The organism is Chryseobacterium sp. T20, from assembly GCF_047345655.1.
Lineage (GTDB): Bacteria > Bacteroidota > Bacteroidia > Flavobacteriales > Weeksellaceae > Chryseobacterium.
On sequence record NZ_JBLFDU010000010.1, the window covers coordinates 59,300 to 78,655 of the forward strand.

Sequence of the window (19,356 nt, forward strand, 5' to 3'; positions counted from 1 at the left end):
TTGGAAGAGAAAATAGATACGGATGTTGAAGGCAGCTTTATGAGTGAAGCAAATGGAAGATAGAAATAGCTATCGGAATAAAAAACTTTATCAAAATGTACGAAATTAAACTAGATTAATTTCTACCTGCTTTATCCACCATACATTTGCTGAAGAAATAAGAAAACAAATACTTATCAAATAAATTAACCAAACATTAAAAATTCAAAACAATGAGCACATTACAATTAAAAGACGGAACAGAGATTTTTTATAAAGACCAGGGAGAAGGACCAGTATTAATGTTTCACCACGGATGGCCATTATCATCAGACGATTGGGATGCACAGGTAATTTTCTTCCTTCAGAGAGGGTACAGAGTAATTTCACACGACAGAAGAGGCCACGGTCGTTCCAGCCAGAATATTTACAATCACACCATCGAGCAATATGCTTCTGACGCTGCAGAATTGGTTGAATTCCTTGACTTGAAAGATGTCGTTCACATTGGTCACTCTACTGGAGGTGGTGAAGTGATCCGTTACGTTCACAAATATTCTAACGGAAGAGCAAAAAAAGCAGTTTTAATTAGCGCCGTTCCACCTGTAATGGTAAAAAGTGAAAACAATCCTGACGGTGTTCCGATGGAAGTTTTTGATGGAATCAGAGAACAGACTTTGAATAACAGAAACCAGTTTTATTTTGATTTGACTTTCCCTTTCTACGGATACAACAGAGAAGGAGCCACTGTAAAAGACGGGGTACAGAGAAACTGGTGGAGACAAGGAATGATGGGCGGAATTGTGGCACATTATGACGGAATCAAAGCATTTTCCGAGACTGACTTTACTGAAGATTTAAAAGCGGTGGATATTCCTGTTCTTGTTCTTCATGGAGAAGATGACCAAATTGTTCCCATCGAAAACTCTGCTATTAAATCTGCAAAGCTATTGAAAAACGGTAAACTGATTACCTACCCAGGTTTCCCCCACGGAATGCCTACAACAGAACACGAAACCATTAATAAAGATCTTTTGGAATTTATTGAGGCTTAATATACAATATAAAAAAGGGGAATCGAAAATGATTCCCCTTTTTTTATACGAGACAAAATAATCTATTAGATAGTCTGGGAGAAGTTTATTATACCGATCAGCAATATAATTTAGCATTAGATGATTATTAAAAACAATAGGTCTTGGTGGAATGAAAAATGATAGAAAAAATGGAAAAGGAAACGAGGAAGTAAAACAGGTATAAAATGTAATAACATTCTCTTTTGAATTGTCTTATTTTACATACACAATCAATTAAATATTTCTAAATGAAAAAAATACACCTCATCCTACTGCTTTCTTTATCATTGAATGTTTTCGCCCAAAGTGTGAAGGACAAAATAAAATCATTCGAAGACAATCTGCTCAGCTGGGATACATCGAAAACAAAAAAATGGACGCTCAAAGAAAGAATGGCTTTCTACAACATGAATGCGGTAAGCATTGCGGTCATAAAAGATTATAAGATAGAATGGATAAAAGCTTATGGCTATGCAGACGTTGCTGAAAACAGAAAAGCTACCCAGCAAACACTGTTTCAGGTCGCATCTATCAGCAAGTCTATCAACAGCCTCGGTCTTTTAAAATTGGTTGAACAAGGAAAATTAGTCTTGGACGATGACATCAATAATTATTTAAAAACCTGGAAATTTCCATACGATTCGGTTTCAAAAGGCAAAAAAATTTCTCTTGCCAATCTGTTGAGCCATAAAGCAGGTTTATCTGTTCATGGTTTCGGAGGCTATCAAAAAGGAAAAGAACTACCTACTCTACTACAAATTCTCGATGGACAAAAACCAGCCAATTCTCCTGCAGTGCGGTCCGTGTTTGAGCCCAACCTTAAATTTCAATATTCAGGAGGAGGAACAACCATTTCACAATTAATCCTTGAAAATACTACAGGAGAAAAGTATGAAGATTATATGTTGAAAAATGTTTTGACTCCGTTAGGCATGAACGAAAGTTCTTATCATCAGCCACCTTCTTCAGATAAAGAAAAATTACTTGCAACGGCTTATAATAACGGAAAAGAAGTAAAAGGTAAATATCATATTTATCCTGAAAAAGCAGCCGCCGGTTTATGGACAAACCCCAATGATCTGTCAAAATATATCATCGAAACGCAGTTGTCATTAGCAGGCAAATCGAATAAAATTTTATCAAAGGAAATGTCTGTAAAGAGAATTGAAAATAATTACGGTGTGTTTCTGAATGATTTCAAAGACACAAAATATTTCGGACACAGTGGCGGAAATGAAGGTTTTGCGTGTTATTATATTGGAAGTGTTGAAGACGGAAACGGTCTGGTAGTAATGACTAACGGTAATAACTTCAAACTCATCGATGAAATTCTTTTAAGTATTGCCAGTTTGAACCAATGGAAAAACTACCCCATTGAGCCTCAAAAAGAATCCATTGCCTTAACCATCAGAAAGGAATGTTTAAAAAATATTGACAAAGGAATTGCATTGTACCAGGAACTGAAAAAGAAGAATCCCAATGGCTACAACTTCTCCAATGAAAACGAACTCAACGAGCTTGGTTATGAATTTCTAAGAGACAACCAATCAGAGGCAGCACTTAAGATTTTCAACTTAAATGTCAATGAGTTTCCAACGTCAGGAAATGTATATGACAGCCGTGGTGAAGCTTATTTTAACAAAAAAGAATATACCTTATCAAAAAGCGATTATCAAAAATCATTGGAGCTTGATCCGACCAATCAGAATGCAAAGGAAATGATTTTGAAAATCAACCAACTTTTGACTACTCAAAAATAAATTATACTTTTTACGATGTAATGACCGTAATCTTTGATACAGTATCAAAATGGTAAACAAAAATCCCGGATTAACCGGGATTTTCATTTCTTATATTTACATTTATTTGATCTCTACAGGAACTGAGATTTTATCCCAATCCATTGTAAATCCATTATTGTTTACTTTATAAACTAAAGCTTCCTGTGTTGCTGGTAAAGCCTTTGTTTTTACATCCACACGTAAAGCATCTTTAGCTTGTTCATATTTATAAGCACCCCATTGTTTTGGCTCTTTGTTAAAAATCGCAGTCCAGGTTCCGCTTTGTTTAGGAATTAAGAAAAAGCTGTATTTACCTGCAGGTAGTTTTTTACCCTGAACGGTAATATCTTTATCTGTTTCGAAAGTAGTAGCTTCATTAGCACCTGCACGCCAAACTTTATCATAAGCTTCCAAACCACCCCAGATTGTACGTCCTTTTACTGAAGGACTGCTATAGGCAATGGTAATGTTTGCATCTTTAATTTTTCCCGTAGCAGTAGCCGGAGGGCTGGCAGGTTTTTTAGTTTCCTGTGCAAAAGCGTTTACTGAAAGTGTCACTGCTGCGAAAAGTACAGTAGCAGATTTAATCATTGTTTTCATAATATTTTATTTGTTTGTTTTTTATTATTATTTGCTTACGAATTTACTGTTTTCTGCTTATAAAACAGCAATCCGATTGCTGAAAATATAATGACCGCTGCTGCCCCTATGACATTAAGCCAAAGGAAAGAAACAATATCAAACTGATAAATGGCAATGACCGTAATTTCTGATAAAATTGCAGCAATAAATACATTCGCTCCGTTAATTTTTTTATAGTAAAATGCCACCAGGAAAATTCCCAATATCGGACCGTAGAAAAGAGAACCTAATACATTAACGGCTTCAATAAGAGAACCCATTTGCGTGGCAAACATGGCTACCCCGATGGAGAAAACACCCCATGCTAAAGTGTGCAGACGACTGTACTTCAGTTCGGTTTTCTCATCAGGAAGTTCTTTTTTAAATAATAAATGAACATCTTTTAATGAGCAGGCAGCAAGGGAATTCAGCGCAGCCGAAATGGAACCCCAGCTGGCCAGAAAAATGACGGCAAACAGTAAACCGATCATCCCTACAGGCAAGGTATTTTTTACGAAATACAGGAAAATGTAATTCGTATCCGTCTTCTCAGCATTATAGTTTGAATGATTGATAGCCTCCTCTACCCTGTTATGCAATGCTTTTACTTCTGTCTGTGTATTTTTGAAATCCTGAAGTATTTTTTGGAGTTGAGGAGAATGAGTTTCTTTTAATTTTAAAATTTCTTTCGATTCTGCGTTAAATTTTAACTGTAAATCCTGATGCTCTTTTTCAAAAACTGCAGCCTGTTCAGGATTTGCTTCCTTTAAATGCTGATAAGAACGTTCGTTAAAATAAATCGGAGCCGGTTTCAGAGAAAAGAAAGCGAAAAGCAAAGCACCAATCAGGAGAATAGCAAACTGCATTGGAATTTTAACCAATCCGTTCAGCAGCAAACCCATTTTTGCATTGGTATTGTCTTTCGCAGTGATATATCTCCCAACCTGACTCTGGTCTGTACCGAAGTAAGAAAGTGCCAGAAAAAAACCACCAATTATTCCACTCCAGATATTGTATTTATCTTTCCAGTCGAATTCTGTGGTGATGACATTCAGCTTCCCGGATTTCCCCGCCAGATACAGTGCATCATTAAAACCAATTCCATTTGGCATATTCTGAATAAGCAAATATCCTGCAAAAGCCATTGTTCCCAGAATAATAAGAAACTGTAATTTCTGCGTGTGAGCGATCGCTTTCGCTCCACCAATATAGGTGTAAATCAACAGAATACCACCTGTTAAAACATTGGTTAAATAAATATTCCAGTTTAAAACGCTTGATAAGATGATACTCGGAGCGTAAATACTGATTCCCGTTGATAAACCTCTAGAAAAAAGAAAAAGCAGTGAAGTGAGTACCCTTGTTTTTTTATCAAAACGATTTTCTAAATATTCATAGGCAGTATACACATTTAAGCGCTGAAAAATCGGGATGAAGGTAATACAGATCACAATCATCGCCAACGGCAGACCAAAGTAATACTGAACGAAACGCATCCCGTCTGTATAAGCCTGGCCCGGTGCTGAAAGAAATGTAATGGCACTTGCCTGCGTGGCCATAATCCCTATAAGTACAATATACCAGGGCATTTTATTATCTGCTTTCAGGTATGATTCGTTGCTCTTCTGGCCACGGCCGATCAATACGCCATAAACAACCACCGCCACAAGTGTAACAATAAGAACGGTCCAATCTATATTACTCATGCCCAGAATTTAGTAAATCCATAATAAAATACGATCTGTACTACTAATGCAACGGCTAATAGTATGTACCAGATATTCCAGTTTTTAAGTTGTTTGTTCATCAGTTTTGCTGTGCAGATAAAAAGTTTAAAAATAAACGGGCAGCTCCTACATTTCCTGCAGGTAACTGTCTGAAAAATGCCAACGGTGTATAGATAAAATTACCTTTCCCGTATTTGGCATATAAAGTTGACCCCTGAAGAGGCTCTTCGTCTGTATCGTGCATTTCAAAAAGTGGTTCATATGCTGCATCCCATTGAGCAGGGAAATAGGCACCACGCTCCTGTACCCAGCCTTTAAAATCATCCGCAGTAATTTTGTTCGGAAAGTTCAGTAATTTATGATTGGGATTTAAAAACGTAACTGCAGCATTTTCTTCTGTAACACGCTTATTGGCAATACTGAAATTGTATATCCCCAATTTGTCAACAGTGGTATCCTGGTTGGTATTATACTGCATCACCAGATTCCCTCCGGCTTTGGCATAGGACCATAAAAAAGGCATCCAGCGGCCCAGCTTTTTCTCGGTGTTATTTGCACGAACACCCAATACAATGGCATCATATTGTGATAGTTTGTTTTGATTGCCATTTCCAACGGATTCATCTATGTTTCCATAAAAATCTTCGTCTTTCAGGACATCTACCTGAATACCGGCAATGCGCAGGAACTCAGGAATGAAATCACCAGCACCTTCTATGTAACCAATTTTTTTAATCTTCGCCTGAATATCGCCTTTCATTACGATTGAAGTTGCAGGCGCAAAATATTGTAAAGAAGGTAAATGCGGATACTGAATTAATACTTGTTTTTTATTGTAAGCTACTCCATCTGCAACAAAACTGGCATCCAATGGCAAACGAGCAGAATGTATTGAGGCAAGCTTCGTTTTGGGAATAACGTAATCAACGGTAAAATCTTTCCCATTGAACGAATTTACATCAGTGCTTCCTAATCGTTCTCCGTTATACATAAGGTTCAAAACACCTTTATTGAATGGTTTGCTGGAATTCACCTTAAAATTTAAGCTCAAACGTAAATCTTCATTTTCTTTAACCCAATAAAGAGACTGTGTAAATTTCAGTTCCAGTGCAGGAACAATACGCAATGCTTCTACCACATCACCACGCACCGGATCCAATTTCTTGAAAGATAAAGGAAGTTTAACCTGAAACTTTTCTGAACCGATTTTTAAACCCAGTAAAACATTCAGCGGTGATTCTGCCTCCGGCAAACCGATTAAAGTATCATTGGGAACAGAGAAAATGGCTGCATTCACGGGAGGTTTTGCCAACCAGTAAGGTTCTGTGAGTGCTGCATCAGCAGGAATCTGAATATCATGCTGAATGGTAATTAAAGAATCTTTTGATAGTTTTCTATTGAAGTTTTCTGATTGACTTAGCCATTGTACATCCTCTAAAATAACAGGATTTGCAGCTCTTGAAATCAAGTTTAATCTGAAATTGTAGTGATCCCCGGCAACCGCTTCAGCCTGATTGGTAACAACCTCACCCATAAACCCGGCACAGCTTAAAATAATATGGTCAAGAGATTTAATTTTATCCTTTTTCAGATCTCCATCTTTGAGTGCCATGACCTTTTTTCTCAAAGCAAGCAAAGCAGGTAAGCTGAGGTCTGGATTATTGAAATTGAAAGCAGAAATAATCTGATCTAATGACTGGTCAATATCAGCGTTTCCTTGTGAGGTCCAGGTTTTAACTACCCCATCGAAAAGTGTTGTTTTTGCAGGCTCACCGGTAACGTGGGAAAAATATTCTGTTCTGATGCCGGCTACAGACTGTGTTCCTGCCCCCTGGCTTTTATGTAAACTTCTGCTTAATCCTGCCAATTCACCATAGCCCATTCCCAGTTGTGCATCATATTGTCCAACGGTAACTTTCAGTTGATTTTCAGCAGTTGTATTCACCCCACCAAAGCGGAAAGTATTCCACAATACGCGTTTGGGTTGCCACACATTAGCGTATTTCAGTTGATCCGGAAAAGCAGTTTTATCGCCAGCCAGCTTAAAAGCTTTTTCCGCCACCACAGCCGAAGCCGCATGTTGCCCGTGCCCTGCCGCCGCAGTAGGAGGAAAACGACAAATGATAACATCCGGACGGAATTTTCGGATTACCCAAACGACATCCGCTATGATGCTATTTTCATCCCATTGTTTAAAAGTGTCGGTAGTATTTTTAGAAAACCCGAAATCAATCGCACGGGTAAAAAACTGTTGGGCACCGTCTAACTTTCTGGCCTCTAAAAGCTCATGTGTTCTGATTAAACCCAATGCAGAACCTTGCTCAGTGCCTAATAAATTCTGGCCACCATCACCTCTGGTTAAAGACAGATAACCTGTTTCTACATTCTGATCATTGATTAACCAGGACAGTAATCCCGTATTTTCATCATCGGGATGAGCTGCAAGGTATAAAACTTTAGGAAGATGTTTCAGCGTTTTGATTTCACGGTAAATTTCAGATGATTTGGAAGGTCGGACCTGCTGGGCCGAACAAAATACCGTATAAAAGCCAAGAATAAATACAGTGCTTACTTTTTTGAACATTTAAATTTGCTTTGCGGCAAATATAAGTAAATCATCTTTCTTTCAACCATAAAAGAAAAAGCATCCGGCAACTCCAAACATTCTATTATATTTTTCGCAAAATCATAGTGTGAAGAAAAAAGATAAACGCAAAGTTCATCAATAATTGCGCTTTATTCTAAGCGGGCAAAGTAATGCGACTTTGTCGCTGATGAAGCGATACGCTTATCCATATATTCCAGTTAATCAATGAAGTAGACTACATCCTTTACATTCATAAAATCAGCAATTTCAAAAATGAAAGTTTTGCACCATAAACCCATAATCAATACCTTATTTTTTCGATTAAACATCAATTAAAGAATACGATTTATATAAAAACAGAATTTGACATTAATAATTTTAACCGGAAATAAAATACCAAAATCAGACAGAACATTACCAATTAGTTAATTTTTATCAATAATAAAGTCATTGCTTTTTATTATCCATAAAAAAAGTTATATTTGGCTTACACAAAATCACACCTTAATATGAAAACAAAATTTACGCAATTCTGCGCTATCCTTATTTCAGGATTCTCATTTGCCCAAGTAGGGTTCAATACTACTTCACCTAAAACAACAGTGGATGTCTCTGCTAAAAGAGATACTTCAGGACTGATTACGGATAATACCCAAACATTCGGATTACAGGCCCCGAGGCTTACAAGAGCTGAGCTTACCGCAAATACGGCTACCTATGGCAGCAATCAGAGTGGAGCATTAATTTACATTACAGACGTTACTGGTGGAGATACTGCCGGACAACGTGTGAATGTTACTGCGATGGGCTATTATTATTTTGATGGATCTGTATGGCAAAGACTTACACAGGCAACCAATGCTGTAGCTCCGGCCATTACTGCATTACAGTGTACTACAGCGTATTTAAACCCTTCTACTTATACAGCAGGTACTCCTTTCAGTGGAAACCTGAGAATTACTTATAGTGGAGGAAACGGAGGTTCTTATAATTCAGGAGCTCCTTTTGTAGCGAATGGATTAACCTTTCAGCTAAGACCCGGAACTCTGGAGTTTGGGGATGGTGAACTGGTATTTTCGGTGAGTGGAACTCCTACCACTGCTAATGATATGACTCTTCCTATAACCAACGCTACTGTTCCTTTCTTAACAGCAGCACAAAACTGTACCGCTACCGTAGGAAATACCAGCCGTGCAGACATTGCCTCTGTAGCTGTGATGGGATATCCTACCCTGACCACCGATCCGAACGGGAAACAAGCCTACACCTTCCCTCTTGCTACCCCGGATGGTAAGTATTCGATCAGAGTAATATTTGATACCACAAGTGGGACAACCCTTGCCAATCCTAATGTACAGTTGTTTAACAATACAGGTTCTACCGTAAATCTATATTGGAATTACAATACCGAATATGGCGGTTATATTGGAGCAGCTCAAACTACCAACAATATTACTTCAGGAGTATGGGGCGGTATGGGAGATGCAACAGCTACCTGGTTTCCTCAGGGTACAGGAGCAATGGGTAGCGCCTATTGGGGGAACATAGGAATTATAGATGGTTCCAGCGGTGGACCTGAGCATAGAAGATATACCTGGATTGACAGTAATTCTTCTTCAAAAACCGCTTATACGGCAACCATTATGGCAGGTGCTCCTAGTTCAGGCAATGCCCAGCCCAACCTTACTAAAATATTTATCAAGTTAGAGCAGGTAAAAGCTCAATAACACAATGCCCCTGAAAAAGGGGCATTTCTTATTTTTATTGGGTTTCAGCGATCTTCTTTTCTCTCCCTCTCTGAAGAATAAGGTGTGCGGCATCCAGCATTTTAACCGTATGAATGTAGGGCATCACGATATTCCTTTCCGGTAGATTTTCATAAACACCCATTGAAAAATAGACGATTCCGGACATAAAATAATCAAACTCTTTGATGCTGTAGGCTCTGAATGCTTTTTTGAAGACCAATAGCGGATTCCGGTATTCTTTCTCCGAAAGCAGACCAAGAACCCACGGGGAAATCTTTTCCGGCTGGGTATCGACCGTCCATTTTCTTTCTTTCAGCATGATGAGGTATCCTGCCCGGATCAACGACCTCATCGATTGATGAAACTCAAAGATCACCTCCGGATCTTCATTGATCCAGCTATTCCTCTTTACTGCATAATTCATAATATTGCTGAGCCTTTCTTTGGAAACATCCAGCTCATTGAACTGAAAGAAAGTTTCTATCAGCTGTAAGCCGGAGTGTTTCTTATCTGTCCGAAACCGGGGATCGGAGTTTGTTCTGCTTTTTTTCATTGTTTGCATTTTTTTATAAATGTAATAAAAAAACATAAACATTCGGACTCAAGTCCGAGATTTTTATAAGAATATGTAATTTATTTGTTCCTATGACAGAAGCAAATAGAAAAATTGTTGAATTTATAAGGGATGAATGGGTTATCCCTTTGAACAATAACAGCAAATTTGCAGTAGATCATAATATTGATGAAAAGACCGTTCGAAGAATAAAAGACGATAAAGATTATCAAATTGCTCTTCTTACAATAATGCGAATCTGCCATGCCAGAAATTTAACTCTTGCCAGCTTTTTTAAAATGGTTGGAATATAGATTTCAATAAAAGTTTATATACTCCTTAATATATAAATCTTTACTAAATTTAAATATTAACCAATCAAGAATATCTGTATAAGATAATCTTGATTGGTTAATTCATTAAGATTTGTTATGTAGAATAATTATAACAATCGTTATTTAAGATTTATATTGTTCTATTATTGAATCTAATTTAGCAGAAAAACGTTCAAAATAATCATTGTTAACATTTTCATTTTTCGCATTTTTCAAGAGTATCAGCATATCTCTAATAATATTTTTTATTGTTGTTTTAGAGTCCAGTTCTTTCTGTTTGGCATATAGTACTAACCATGTAATATAAAAATCTTGGTAAGATCTTCTAAACGATTTTGAGTTTTTAACATTAAAAAATTCATTTATTTCATCCTTTCTATGATCAGGATTAAATAATCCACCAAAATCATCTATTAATTTTTTAGTTTTATCAATACTTTTATTAAACAATTGTTTTTCTTCACTATTTTCATCCAGCTTTGTCAGGAAATCTGTTATTGCAGACTTATTTTTAATTCTACAAGTAATCCTATCAATTCTTGGAAATAACCCCAATACTTTATTGTATGATTCATTTTTATCTAGATGATAAATTAAATATGATAAAATTGTTATTAATTCTTCATTTTCCATTCTATCAGTTCTTCCTTCTATTCTTTCCTTACTATAAAACCATTGTATGTTTTCATAGGTAACAGCTTTGATCTTACTTATAATTTCATTATCTACTGTAGAATTCCACATTTCAAAGGAATTATTATTAATTGGATAAGGTTTTTGATTTAATCTAATAAACAAATCTGTTGCAGAAAATTGATCATTAAGGCTTTGTTCAATAATTATTTCATCTATAATAAAATCCAAAATTTTATCTTGTTCTAATGGTGATAAAGCCAAAAAATTCATTCCATTTTTATTCAATATCTTTAATCCTTTTAACTTAAAATTATTATTTATTGAATAAGTTAAAGCTCCATTTTCATTAACATATGCTTTTCCTAAAAAAGCAATAATAGATAATAATCGTTGTTGTCCATCTATAACTTCTTTAACATTGTCTTTCCTTTTAAATATAAATATCGGGGGTAAATTAATTCCTAAAAGAATACTCTCAATAATAGAAGATGCTTTTAGAACTGATATTTTTTCTTGACGTTGATATGATGGTCGTATAAGGTACTTATAAGACTTAACATCAGATAATATCTCTTCGATTGGTTTAGATACAGGAGAAGGCTTATTTATTCTTAAACTTGCTAATTTCTTTAGAACATCTTGTGCATCGCTATCCGTTTGAAGTAAATTTTTTAATTCTTCATTAAATTCAGACTTCCTTATATATATTTCAAAGTCTATATTAAATTTATTCTCAAAAAACATAGCAATATTAGAAAATCTTTCCATTATATTTTTATAATAGTAAGCGCTATCTTCAGAATAAATAAGTTGATGTTTTTGTAAATACTTTAGTAATTCATTTTGTATATCATTAGCATCCAATATAACCCCTTCCTGTTCAGAGATTCTGATTCCCCAGAACAATGCTTCATTCAAAAATCTATTTTTATGATCAAACTTATTTTTAATGAAAAAATTATTAATTTTAAAAAGTGTTTCAAGTTGCTTTATGTAAATGGAAAATTCAAAATCTAGATCTTCAATTGTATTGGTAAATGTTTCATATAATATTGACATGATTTCACTTCTTCTTGTTCCTCTCGCATATTGTGAAATAGGAAATTTTGAAAGAATAAATGAACGACGTAAAGCATCTATCATTTTCTCTATTAAATCTGCTGTATTGTAGTCATTTTCAAAGAAACATGTTTTAACATTTAGATAAAAATCATCCTTTTTTAATTCCGTATCAAATAATTTAGAAAGATAATCCGTATCATACTTTGCAGCATCGACTTCAACTGAAGTCAACGAGGTTATTCCAGTGTTATATCGTCTAAAAATTTCTTTTTTTATTTTGTCCTCTAACTTTTCATCAATTCCAACTATAACTTCAAATTCAAAAATTCTTATGTTAGAGTTCCAAAATATTTCTTTTACTTCATCGCTTAATTTATTATATGTTTGCTTAGCTAAAGCTGGCAATGATAATAAACCTTTTTCAGTCAAAGTAAAATCATTCTCAATGAATCTTTTTAAAGTTTCAAATCTTTGTCTTCCGTCAATAACTTCAATACTTGTTCCAGACTTAAACAAAATTAGAGGAGGAATTTCAGTGCCTAGCAGAACACTTTCTATAAAAAAAGTTTGCTTTACATTATCCCAAACATAATTACGTTGATAATATGGTTTGTAATCAATTCGTCTTAAATTGCGGTCACTTAACAATGTCTTAATAGATAAAGTCCTAGGAGTAATTTTTAAACTTCCTTTAAAAATATCTATGAAATTTTTTTCAATTAGATTACCCATATTATAAATTTTGTAAATTTTCAACTATAAATAAAAACTCTATTCTCTGATCAGTCTCAATAACAGATATATTTAACTCAGATTCTGTTGGGGTTTGAAACTTTGAAAAATATAATATCGCGTACAAATGTCGGCTAATTATTTTTTTTATTAATTCTTTAGTAATATCTGAGTGGTTATTAAAATCATTCAAATCAAAAATCAAGGAAAATTTAAAATTATTACTGATTTCTAACTTAACTTCAATGTTTAATCCTAGCAATTCGTAGGTAATAGACTTAAAGATATCAGTACTTGATTCAATGCTTGCAAAGTTTTTGAGACCATCAACAATAATATGCTCATTATTTTTTAAAAATTGCTCTAGTTTATATCTTTTTATTCCAACTAATTCACATTCAAACTCAAATTTATCGAGTGTATTTAAGTGTTTAAATAACCCATATTTAATAACATATGACCTAACTTTCATCCCTAAACTCGTATGGTAATTATAGTACAATACAAGGAGTTCATCGTCAGATAATTGTGATCGTATAAGTTTGAAATATTCATTTTTTTTATATTCATCTATATTAGCAGAATCTACCAAAACCATTAGTCGGTAAAGTGTTTTAAAATATGGAGAAAGTTTATCTTTATTTTCATTATAAACTTCGAGATACTTTTCACAAATTATGTTAATAGATTCACCTATACTATCTTCATCTAATTGAATCCCTTTTAATTTTCCTGTTAACATACCAAAATAATTTTTTGATGGGATCAAATGATTTAAAGAATTTTTCAACTCATTAAATATTGATAAATATGAAAAAAAACTAGTATCAAATTGTTGAGCTTTTGCTATTCCTGACTGCTCCTTCATTTCTCTATTCTGTAATTTGTAAAGGTTAGTCTGCTCCATAATTAGTTTTGTTTGTTCTTCATAAACTTTTCTCGTCTCAATAAGTTCTTCTTTTTGATTCTTAAATTCAATAACTTGTTGTTCCAGAGCATCAGTTTGTAATCCTAGATTTTGCTGATTTATATTGATGTCTTTTCTTTGTTCTTTCAATGCAACATAAAATAGAATCACCCCAGCTAAAGAAAATAAACTTCCTATAAACCCCCCAATAAAATCTCCAAACTGTCCCATTATAGCTTCATCAAAATACCATTCAAAGTACCAACTACCAAAAAGGACGTATAAAATAATTGTAATTCCAATGGTTGTTAAACCAAAAATGCTTAATATTTTACCTGTTTTTTCAGAAAAAAACGCCTCTTTTTCATCAGGCTGATTTATTATATTACTCATATACTTTAATATAAAATATAAGTGGTTAATGTTTAAAAAATACCAAAAGAGTTCAAAGTTTAAATGGTACTTTGAATCAATTGTAAATCAATATAGACATATTCAAAATATTTACTGGCAATACGAATTTAGAATACTTAGAAGAATCAAATAAGACATACTAAACTATGTAATGATGATGGAATACTTGCTTGCATTTTTGTTTAATTAAGGAATTATGATATATTAGTTTACTACAATATAAGTTCTCTTTTATTTTTTAATTATATTTTTAACAATATTATATTAATAATAAAGGTAAAAATACATTCATTTAAGAGTGGTGTAATTTAATATTTTTAATTATTAATTCAAAAAAATCGCTTTACGGGAATCCATTTTTACATACTAATAATTTTCGTATTGTTTCCAAAAACCACTCTACTCTCTGAAGTCTCTTGAGCTCGGAGCAAGTTTAATTGAAATGATTTTATTCACCACCTCAAAATCAGAAAACTTTGCACATCAGAAATAAAAACCACCTACCTCTTCCCAATTTCATCCCTCGTCAGACTAATATAATTAAACATACAAAACGTCGCCACCGCCCCGAAAGTATGCCATAAGAAGTGCGTCCCGAAACTGAACCATTCCCATTTATCAGCGATACGGAAGGTCAGTGCAAACACAAATGACAATACAGCAAAGCCGACCCATTTGCCAGCTTTCCATTGGGTATAGATCAAATACCTTAGTACCGAGAAAACTACAAATGAAGCCATGATAGCATAATTGACGTTGATAAAAAGAGAAGGGTTATCAACCAAAATCCAGTTTCTCAAACCCATCATAAGTGCTGTATATACCAGAACCAGGACAACAGCATAATACCATCGGGTACTCTGGGCTATAAAATAAAATCCTGCAGACAGGCAGAGCAACATAATAGGCAGCCAATCCATCATGATAAATACCGGCCACTGTCTGAAAGAATGGTAAACCGTTCCTCCTATAGCACCAATATATAATAAAACCAGGCAGTAGGTTAAAAAAGGGTATTTTTTAAAATTACCCTTCATTTTGAGGGTCCAGAAAATGGCGATGGCTAAAAATAATAGGGCTGTTATTGCATTTAAAGGCTCAGGAAAAAACTGAGTCATATCTGTTTCCTTATATAACAGGCCTCCGTCCGGAGGTATTGAGTTTATTGGCATTGTCTTTTTTTATATTATTTACAGGCATGCTTTAGAGTGTACAATACAAACACAAGCCATTTTTCTAACCATTAGTAAAACATATACTTACTTATTATAAATATAGAAAAAATTATGGCATTCTATACCTGAATGTGCGTGCTTATATTTTACAAAAATGTTAATTCTATATCTTATAGCGATGACTCAGACTGATTACACGACAAATACTATTTTTTTATACTAGGTACATATATTTTAAAAATAAACAACATACGGTATTATTTTATCAAATAAAATAAATTATAATAAATTATAATAACTTATTTTACAACAATCAATATAAAATCGTATATTAGTGTTATAAAAAACTAAAACCATCACAAGAAATATCTTCCAATAAAAATATTCTTTGCATTTTCCCCCACACAAAATTACACCCAACAATATTGAAATGCAAGGAAAGGTTTATTGAGAGAATTCATCATATTTGGAAAACACCAATACTACCTCAAATAAAATAAGACCATCCCAAGGTTTTACAATTTGTTATCTCAAGCAGGCTGGATTCATTTTAAGAAATTGGTTTCAACCGTCTTATTAGCAATTGGCTATCAACAATATATCATTTTCAGCAGTGACTACCTAGACTTTTCTCCATCAATCTATACTTAGAAAATCAAAATTTGCATAATCTATAAATCAAAATATTATGAAAAAGCACTATCTAATCATTTGTCTTTATATTATATTGTGCTCGTGCCGCACAAATAATATTCCCAACAGTACAAACCCCAACATACAGATTCCTCCAAATACAACGGTAGCGTTTGTAGATCTTAATGGCAATTTCTATACTGAAAACTGGGATACACAAATAGGTCCATACAAAAAAACATCCTCATTATACCTAACTGCTCAACAGAATAATACAACACACATTCTAACCAATTTTGAAACTAAAAAACTTGCAGAATACCATAGAGATGTTTCAAACAAAAAAAGAGTATTCATTTTCGTTCATGGTTACAATAATAATGAAGCAAAATCTAAAAAAAATTATGACCTTTTACGCACAAAAATCAATATAGATCCTACGCAAGATCAGATCATTGAATTCTACTGGGATGGACTCACCTCGAATAACCCATTCAGCTCAGCAAGAATATGGTTTTATGCAACTGGATACAGCCAAATGGCCGGAGAATTTGGATTGCGAAAGATTCTCAATGAAATACACAATAAAGATATTTTTATAATTTCGCATAGCCGGGGAGCATCAGTTGTCCTAAGCTCTCTAAGCAATCCCCCTTACAATGATAAATTCAGAAGAGATACAGAAAGCCTCGGTATAGCTGTTGACAACAACACCCCTCTTTCTGAAAACGCCAATCGGATTGTTTGCATCATGCTCGCACCCGCCATTGGAGAAATTGATTTCACAAAACAATCGGACAACAGGGCTTATAGAAACTTCAGCCCACAATTAAAAAACATTCACATTACAACCAATAAAGACGATTACGTGTTGAAAAAATTCATCGGTCTTCAAAATGAATTGAATCCTACAACCTTAGGCTACAATGACAGAGCATATAATAATCTAAAATCTACCTATAGTTTTTTTACCGTTGATAATTTTGATGGGCAAAACAGCCATAGCTTTGATGTTTATATTAATAATCCAAAATTTCAAAAAATGATTGACACTTATGTCAAGAACAAATAATATTGAAATAAATAATTACCTCAATTACAGTACAGTATCAAAAACAAAAATCAGAGCAGAAATGATCTGCTCTGATGGTTATTTGATTAGCAATTATTTAAGTCCTTTTCAGAACCTTTTATGATTGATCTGAAAAAAGAATATCTTCTTCAGTTACTGTTTTTACATTTTTACTTTTCGGATACACAGATATACCGCCTACCCAGGTCTCCAATACCGGAATGTCTCTCATTTTCATATACTGTAATGATGGCGTATTCAATGAAAGAGGATCCTGTTCCAAAATAACAAAATCAGCGAAGTACCCTTCATTTAACGATCCCACCCATTTGTCTGCATAACACTGCCAGGCAGCATCATAAGTAACGGCAATTAAAGCCTGTTCAGGGGTAATACGTTCCGCACTGTTTAAAACTTCAATATTATTAGGGTTCTTTTCCATGATTCTCGTAATGGATTGTTCCATCATTCTCAGAGGACCTAATGGACTCACCTCATTATCACTGTGAAGGGTAATTCTCATACCGGCAGCAAGCGTTGAACCACAAAGATCAAGCATTTGCGCTTTTTCCCCGAATATCACTTCTTTAAAAGCATAGCCCCAGTAACCTACGTGACCGATCAGGAAACTTGGAGATACTCCCATTTGAAGCATATTGGTAATTTGCTCTGATGTCAGCAGTGAACAGTGTTCAATACGGTTACGAAGCTCAGGGCCTCTATATTGAGCCAAACTACGCTGATAAGCATTGATGGCAAATGTTACCGCCTGATCTCCATTGGCATGAACCATCAGTGGCCAGCCTTTCACAGCTACAACCGTATTGATTAATGTATTATAGCTTGGTGGAATCGTATGCGCAGGAATACCTGTCTGCGGGAAATTAAACACTCCTGTATTATTGGCAGGATTACACAGATAAGGAGCGCTCTGATAGCCGGTCAATCCTTGGTTGGAACCATCTGAAACCACTTTAATATGTCCATTATATACAGGTTTATAATGCTCCGGTTCTTTATAAGGCTCCAGTTTATCAACATCTTCCTGGCTGGAACATAGATAAGCACCTCCTGTTCTTACCAACTCAGGGTGGGTCTCAAAATATTTGGTTAAAAGTGTTTCAGAACCTTTATTCAGTCCGGCATCATACATAAAAGTAACGCCTCTTGAATTTGCCGTATTGAAAAGGTTGGTAAGGTATTTATTAATCTCTATGCTCATCGAAATGATCTGCAGCTTTACCGTCTTCAATGCAGGAGTCATTTGTAAACCTTCCTGCAGCTGACCTTTAGTCTCAGCAATATAATTTTCAACGGTTTTATACTCGTCACTGATATCAGAATTATGTTTAAATACATATTCCAGCGCCTTGGTATTCAGATAAAGGGTGTGCATGGAAGCACTTAACAACATCATCGGTGTAGTATGATTAATACTGTCAAGTAGTAGATTATCGATGGTTATTAACTCTTTTTTACCGTCTTTTTCCTTAAAAGGCATTAATGAAGGATCCAGTCCTCTACCTAAAATTACAGCACCTGGAATTTTAGGAATATGATCGTTGATGATGGCGCCCACAGAGGTCAGGTCATAGACAGCCTTTAAGTTCTGTCCTTCAAAAGGGCTCAGATCCAGCCAGCCCTGCATCATTGCTGTTGGAACCATATGAACATGGGGTTCTATCAGACCCGGAAGTAAAGTTTGAGTACCGGTTAATTCTTTTCTTTGAAACCCTTGATAGTGCTGTTTCATATACTCTTCTACCTGATCTTTTGTACCGGTAACTACTACTTTTCCATCAGCGATCCCGACAGATTCAACGGTAGCTGTTGATCCTCCGATCATAGGGCGGATGATTCCTCCGCTTATCATGAGAGTTTGGGGTTTTTCGTGGGTGGCTTTTCCGGAACCCGGATTTATTTTGGTCATATTTTCTGCACTGAAAAGTTCTTCTTTAAGAACATCCAAAACAGGATTGTGGCAAGAGCAATGAGTGCAGCCATGCGTGTGATTGTGTGATTTTTCCATAGGAATAATTGGATTTAAGGATTTGTTTAAGCTTAATTTTGTTTGTATTGATTTTTAATTATGCTTTATCTTGATGTGCATAGAACTACAGGCCTCTCATCAGATGAGGCTTATTGGTAATTTAAATTAAAAGGATTTTTTAAGGTTCTATGTCAGGTTGAATTCGGGAAAGTGAATAAATTTCATATATTTTCATGTTTTAGTTTATTTTATAAAAATAATAAAAATATTCATTCAAAATATTTTTTATCACTAAATGTTGATTAAACTTTCATCTCTAAAATTTTAA

At 34.6% G+C, this 19,356-nt stretch carries 13 protein-coding genes; 5 read left to right on the plus strand and 8 right to left on the minus strand.

All coding sequences use genetic code 11. The annotated features are described in order from the left end of the window. The first annotated feature begins 212 nt into the window (after window positions 1-212). Both ACMA47_RS19440 and ACMA47_RS19445 read left to right on the plus strand, forming a co-directional pair. Entirely contained in the window at window positions 213-1,034 is an 822-nt protein-coding gene (locus ACMA47_RS19440) for an alpha/beta fold hydrolase (protein ID WP_413931103.1), read from the plus strand. Window positions 1,035-1,303: 269 nt separating this feature from the next. Continuing rightward, window positions 1,304-2,815, plus strand: coding sequence for a serine hydrolase (locus tag ACMA47_RS19445; protein WP_413931104.1), 1,512 nt, complete (start codon window positions 1,304-1,306; stop codon window positions 2,813-2,815). Window positions 2,816-2,917: 102 nt separating this feature from the next. Here ACMA47_RS19445 and ACMA47_RS19450 read toward each other — a convergent pair whose 3' ends face one another. From ACMA47_RS19450 to ACMA47_RS19460, 3 genes are all read right to left on the minus strand, one after another. Then, a complete protein-coding gene (locus tag ACMA47_RS19450) occupies window positions 2,918-3,436 on the minus strand; it encodes a DUF2911 domain-containing protein (RefSeq protein WP_034697549.1) in 519 nt (172 codons plus the stop codon). A gap of 35 nt (window positions 3,437-3,471) precedes the next feature. Continuing rightward, on the minus strand, window positions 3,472-5,163 hold the full coding sequence (locus ACMA47_RS19455; protein ID WP_413931105.1) for a sodium:solute symporter: 1,692 nt from the start codon (window positions 5,161-5,163) through the stop codon (window positions 3,472-3,474). Between the two features lie 100 nt (window positions 5,164-5,263). Further along, window positions 5,264-7,768, minus strand: coding sequence for a PIG-L family deacetylase (locus tag ACMA47_RS19460; protein WP_413931106.1), 2,505 nt, complete (start codon window positions 7,766-7,768; stop codon window positions 5,264-5,266). 512 nt (window positions 7,769-8,280) lie between these two features. Between ACMA47_RS19460 and ACMA47_RS19465 the strand changes: the two genes are divergently transcribed. Next, the gene (locus ACMA47_RS19465; protein WP_413931107.1) at window positions 8,281-9,498 is read left to right on the plus strand and encodes a hypothetical protein; all 1,218 of its coding nucleotides are present in this window, start codon (window positions 8,281-8,283) and stop codon (window positions 9,496-9,498) included. Between the two features lie 34 nt (window positions 9,499-9,532). Here ACMA47_RS19465 and ACMA47_RS19470 read toward each other — a convergent pair whose 3' ends face one another. Continuing rightward, window positions 9,533-10,072, minus strand: a complete 540-nt coding sequence (locus tag ACMA47_RS19470; protein ID WP_413931108.1) for a hypothetical protein — start codon at window positions 10,070-10,072, stop codon at window positions 9,533-9,535. A gap of 92 nt (window positions 10,073-10,164) precedes the next feature. Here ACMA47_RS19470 and ACMA47_RS19475 point away from each other — a divergent pair, with 92 nt between their 5' ends. Then, entirely contained in the window at window positions 10,165-10,386 is a 222-nt protein-coding gene (locus tag ACMA47_RS19475; protein ID WP_413931109.1) for a hypothetical protein, read from the plus strand. 144 nt (window positions 10,387-10,530) lie between these two features. On the opposite strand, the gene ACMA47_RS19480 is transcribed toward ACMA47_RS19475, so the two are convergent. The 3 genes from ACMA47_RS19480 to ACMA47_RS19490 all read right to left on the minus strand — a co-directional run bounded on the left by ACMA47_RS19480 (window position 10,531) and on the right by ACMA47_RS19490 (window position 15,330). Continuing rightward, window positions 10,531-12,837 (minus strand): DUF262 domain-containing protein, encoded by a 2,307-nt coding sequence (locus tag ACMA47_RS19480; RefSeq protein WP_413931110.1) that lies wholly within the window; start codon window positions 12,835-12,837, stop codon window positions 10,531-10,533. 1 nt (window position 12,838) lies between these two features. Continuing rightward, the gene (locus ACMA47_RS19485) at window positions 12,839-14,137 is read right to left on the minus strand and encodes a putative phage abortive infection protein (protein ID WP_413931111.1); all 1,299 of its coding nucleotides are present in this window, start codon (window positions 14,135-14,137) and stop codon (window positions 12,839-12,841) included. Between the two features lie 521 nt (window positions 14,138-14,658). Continuing rightward, window positions 14,659-15,330, minus strand: a complete 672-nt coding sequence (locus ACMA47_RS19490; RefSeq protein ID WP_413931112.1) for a hypothetical protein — start codon at window positions 15,328-15,330, stop codon at window positions 14,659-14,661. A gap of 691 nt (window positions 15,331-16,021) precedes the next feature. Between ACMA47_RS19490 and ACMA47_RS19495 the strand changes: the two genes are divergently transcribed. Further along, window positions 16,022-17,038 (plus strand): alpha/beta hydrolase, encoded by a 1,017-nt coding sequence (locus ACMA47_RS19495; RefSeq protein ID WP_413931113.1) that lies wholly within the window; start codon window positions 16,022-16,024, stop codon window positions 17,036-17,038. Window positions 17,039-17,156: 118 nt separating this feature from the next. Here the strand turns inward: ACMA47_RS19495 and ACMA47_RS19500 are convergent, their stop codons facing one another. Continuing rightward, entirely contained in the window at window positions 17,157-19,067 is a 1,911-nt protein-coding gene (locus ACMA47_RS19500) for an amidohydrolase (protein WP_413931114.1), read from the minus strand. Between the last annotated feature and the right edge of the window lie 289 nt (window positions 19,068-19,356).

What these genes read in the sequence shown, in the direction of transcription:
- ACMA47_RS19470 (WP_413931108.1), bottom strand. Translation starts at nt 10,072, where the DNA reads ATGAAAAAAAGCAGAACAAACTCCGATCCCCGGTTTCGGACAGATAAG.
- ACMA47_RS19460 (WP_413931106.1), bottom strand. Translation starts at nt 7,768, where the DNA reads ATGTTCAAAAAAGTAAGCACTGTATTTATTCTTGGCTTTTATACGGTA.
- ACMA47_RS19465 (WP_413931107.1), top strand. Translation starts at nt 8,281, where the DNA reads ATGAAAACAAAATTTACGCAATTCTGCGCTATCCTTATTTCAGGATTC.
- ACMA47_RS19500 (WP_413931114.1), bottom strand. Translation starts at nt 19,067, where the DNA reads ATGGAAAAATCACACAATCACACGCATGGCTGCACTCATTGCTCTTGC.
- ACMA47_RS19485 (WP_413931111.1), bottom strand. Translation starts at nt 14,137, where the DNA reads ATGAGTAATATAATAAATCAGCCTGATGAAAAAGAGGCGTTTTTTTCT.
- ACMA47_RS19440 (WP_413931103.1), top strand. Translation starts at nt 213, where the DNA reads ATGAGCACATTACAATTAAAAGACGGAACAGAGATTTTTTATAAAGAC.
- ACMA47_RS19480 (WP_413931110.1), bottom strand. Translation starts at nt 12,837, where the DNA reads ATGGGTAATCTAATTGAAAAAAATTTCATAGATATTTTTAAAGGAAGT.
- ACMA47_RS19490 (WP_413931112.1), bottom strand. Translation starts at nt 15,330, where the DNA reads ATGCCAATAAACTCAATACCTCCGGACGGAGGCCTGTTATATAAGGAA.
- ACMA47_RS19455 (WP_413931105.1), bottom strand. Translation starts at nt 5,163, where the DNA reads ATGAGTAATATAGATTGGACCGTTCTTATTGTTACACTTGTGGCGGTG.
- ACMA47_RS19445 (WP_413931104.1), top strand. Translation starts at nt 1,304, where the DNA reads ATGAAAAAAATACACCTCATCCTACTGCTTTCTTTATCATTGAATGTT.
- ACMA47_RS19495 (WP_413931113.1), top strand. Translation starts at nt 16,022, where the DNA reads ATGAAAAAGCACTATCTAATCATTTGTCTTTATATTATATTGTGCTCG.
- ACMA47_RS19450 (WP_034697549.1), bottom strand. Translation starts at nt 3,436, where the DNA reads ATGAAAACAATGATTAAATCTGCTACTGTACTTTTCGCAGCAGTGACA.
- ACMA47_RS19475 (WP_413931109.1), top strand. Translation starts at nt 10,165, where the DNA reads ATGACAGAAGCAAATAGAAAAATTGTTGAATTTATAAGGGATGAATGG.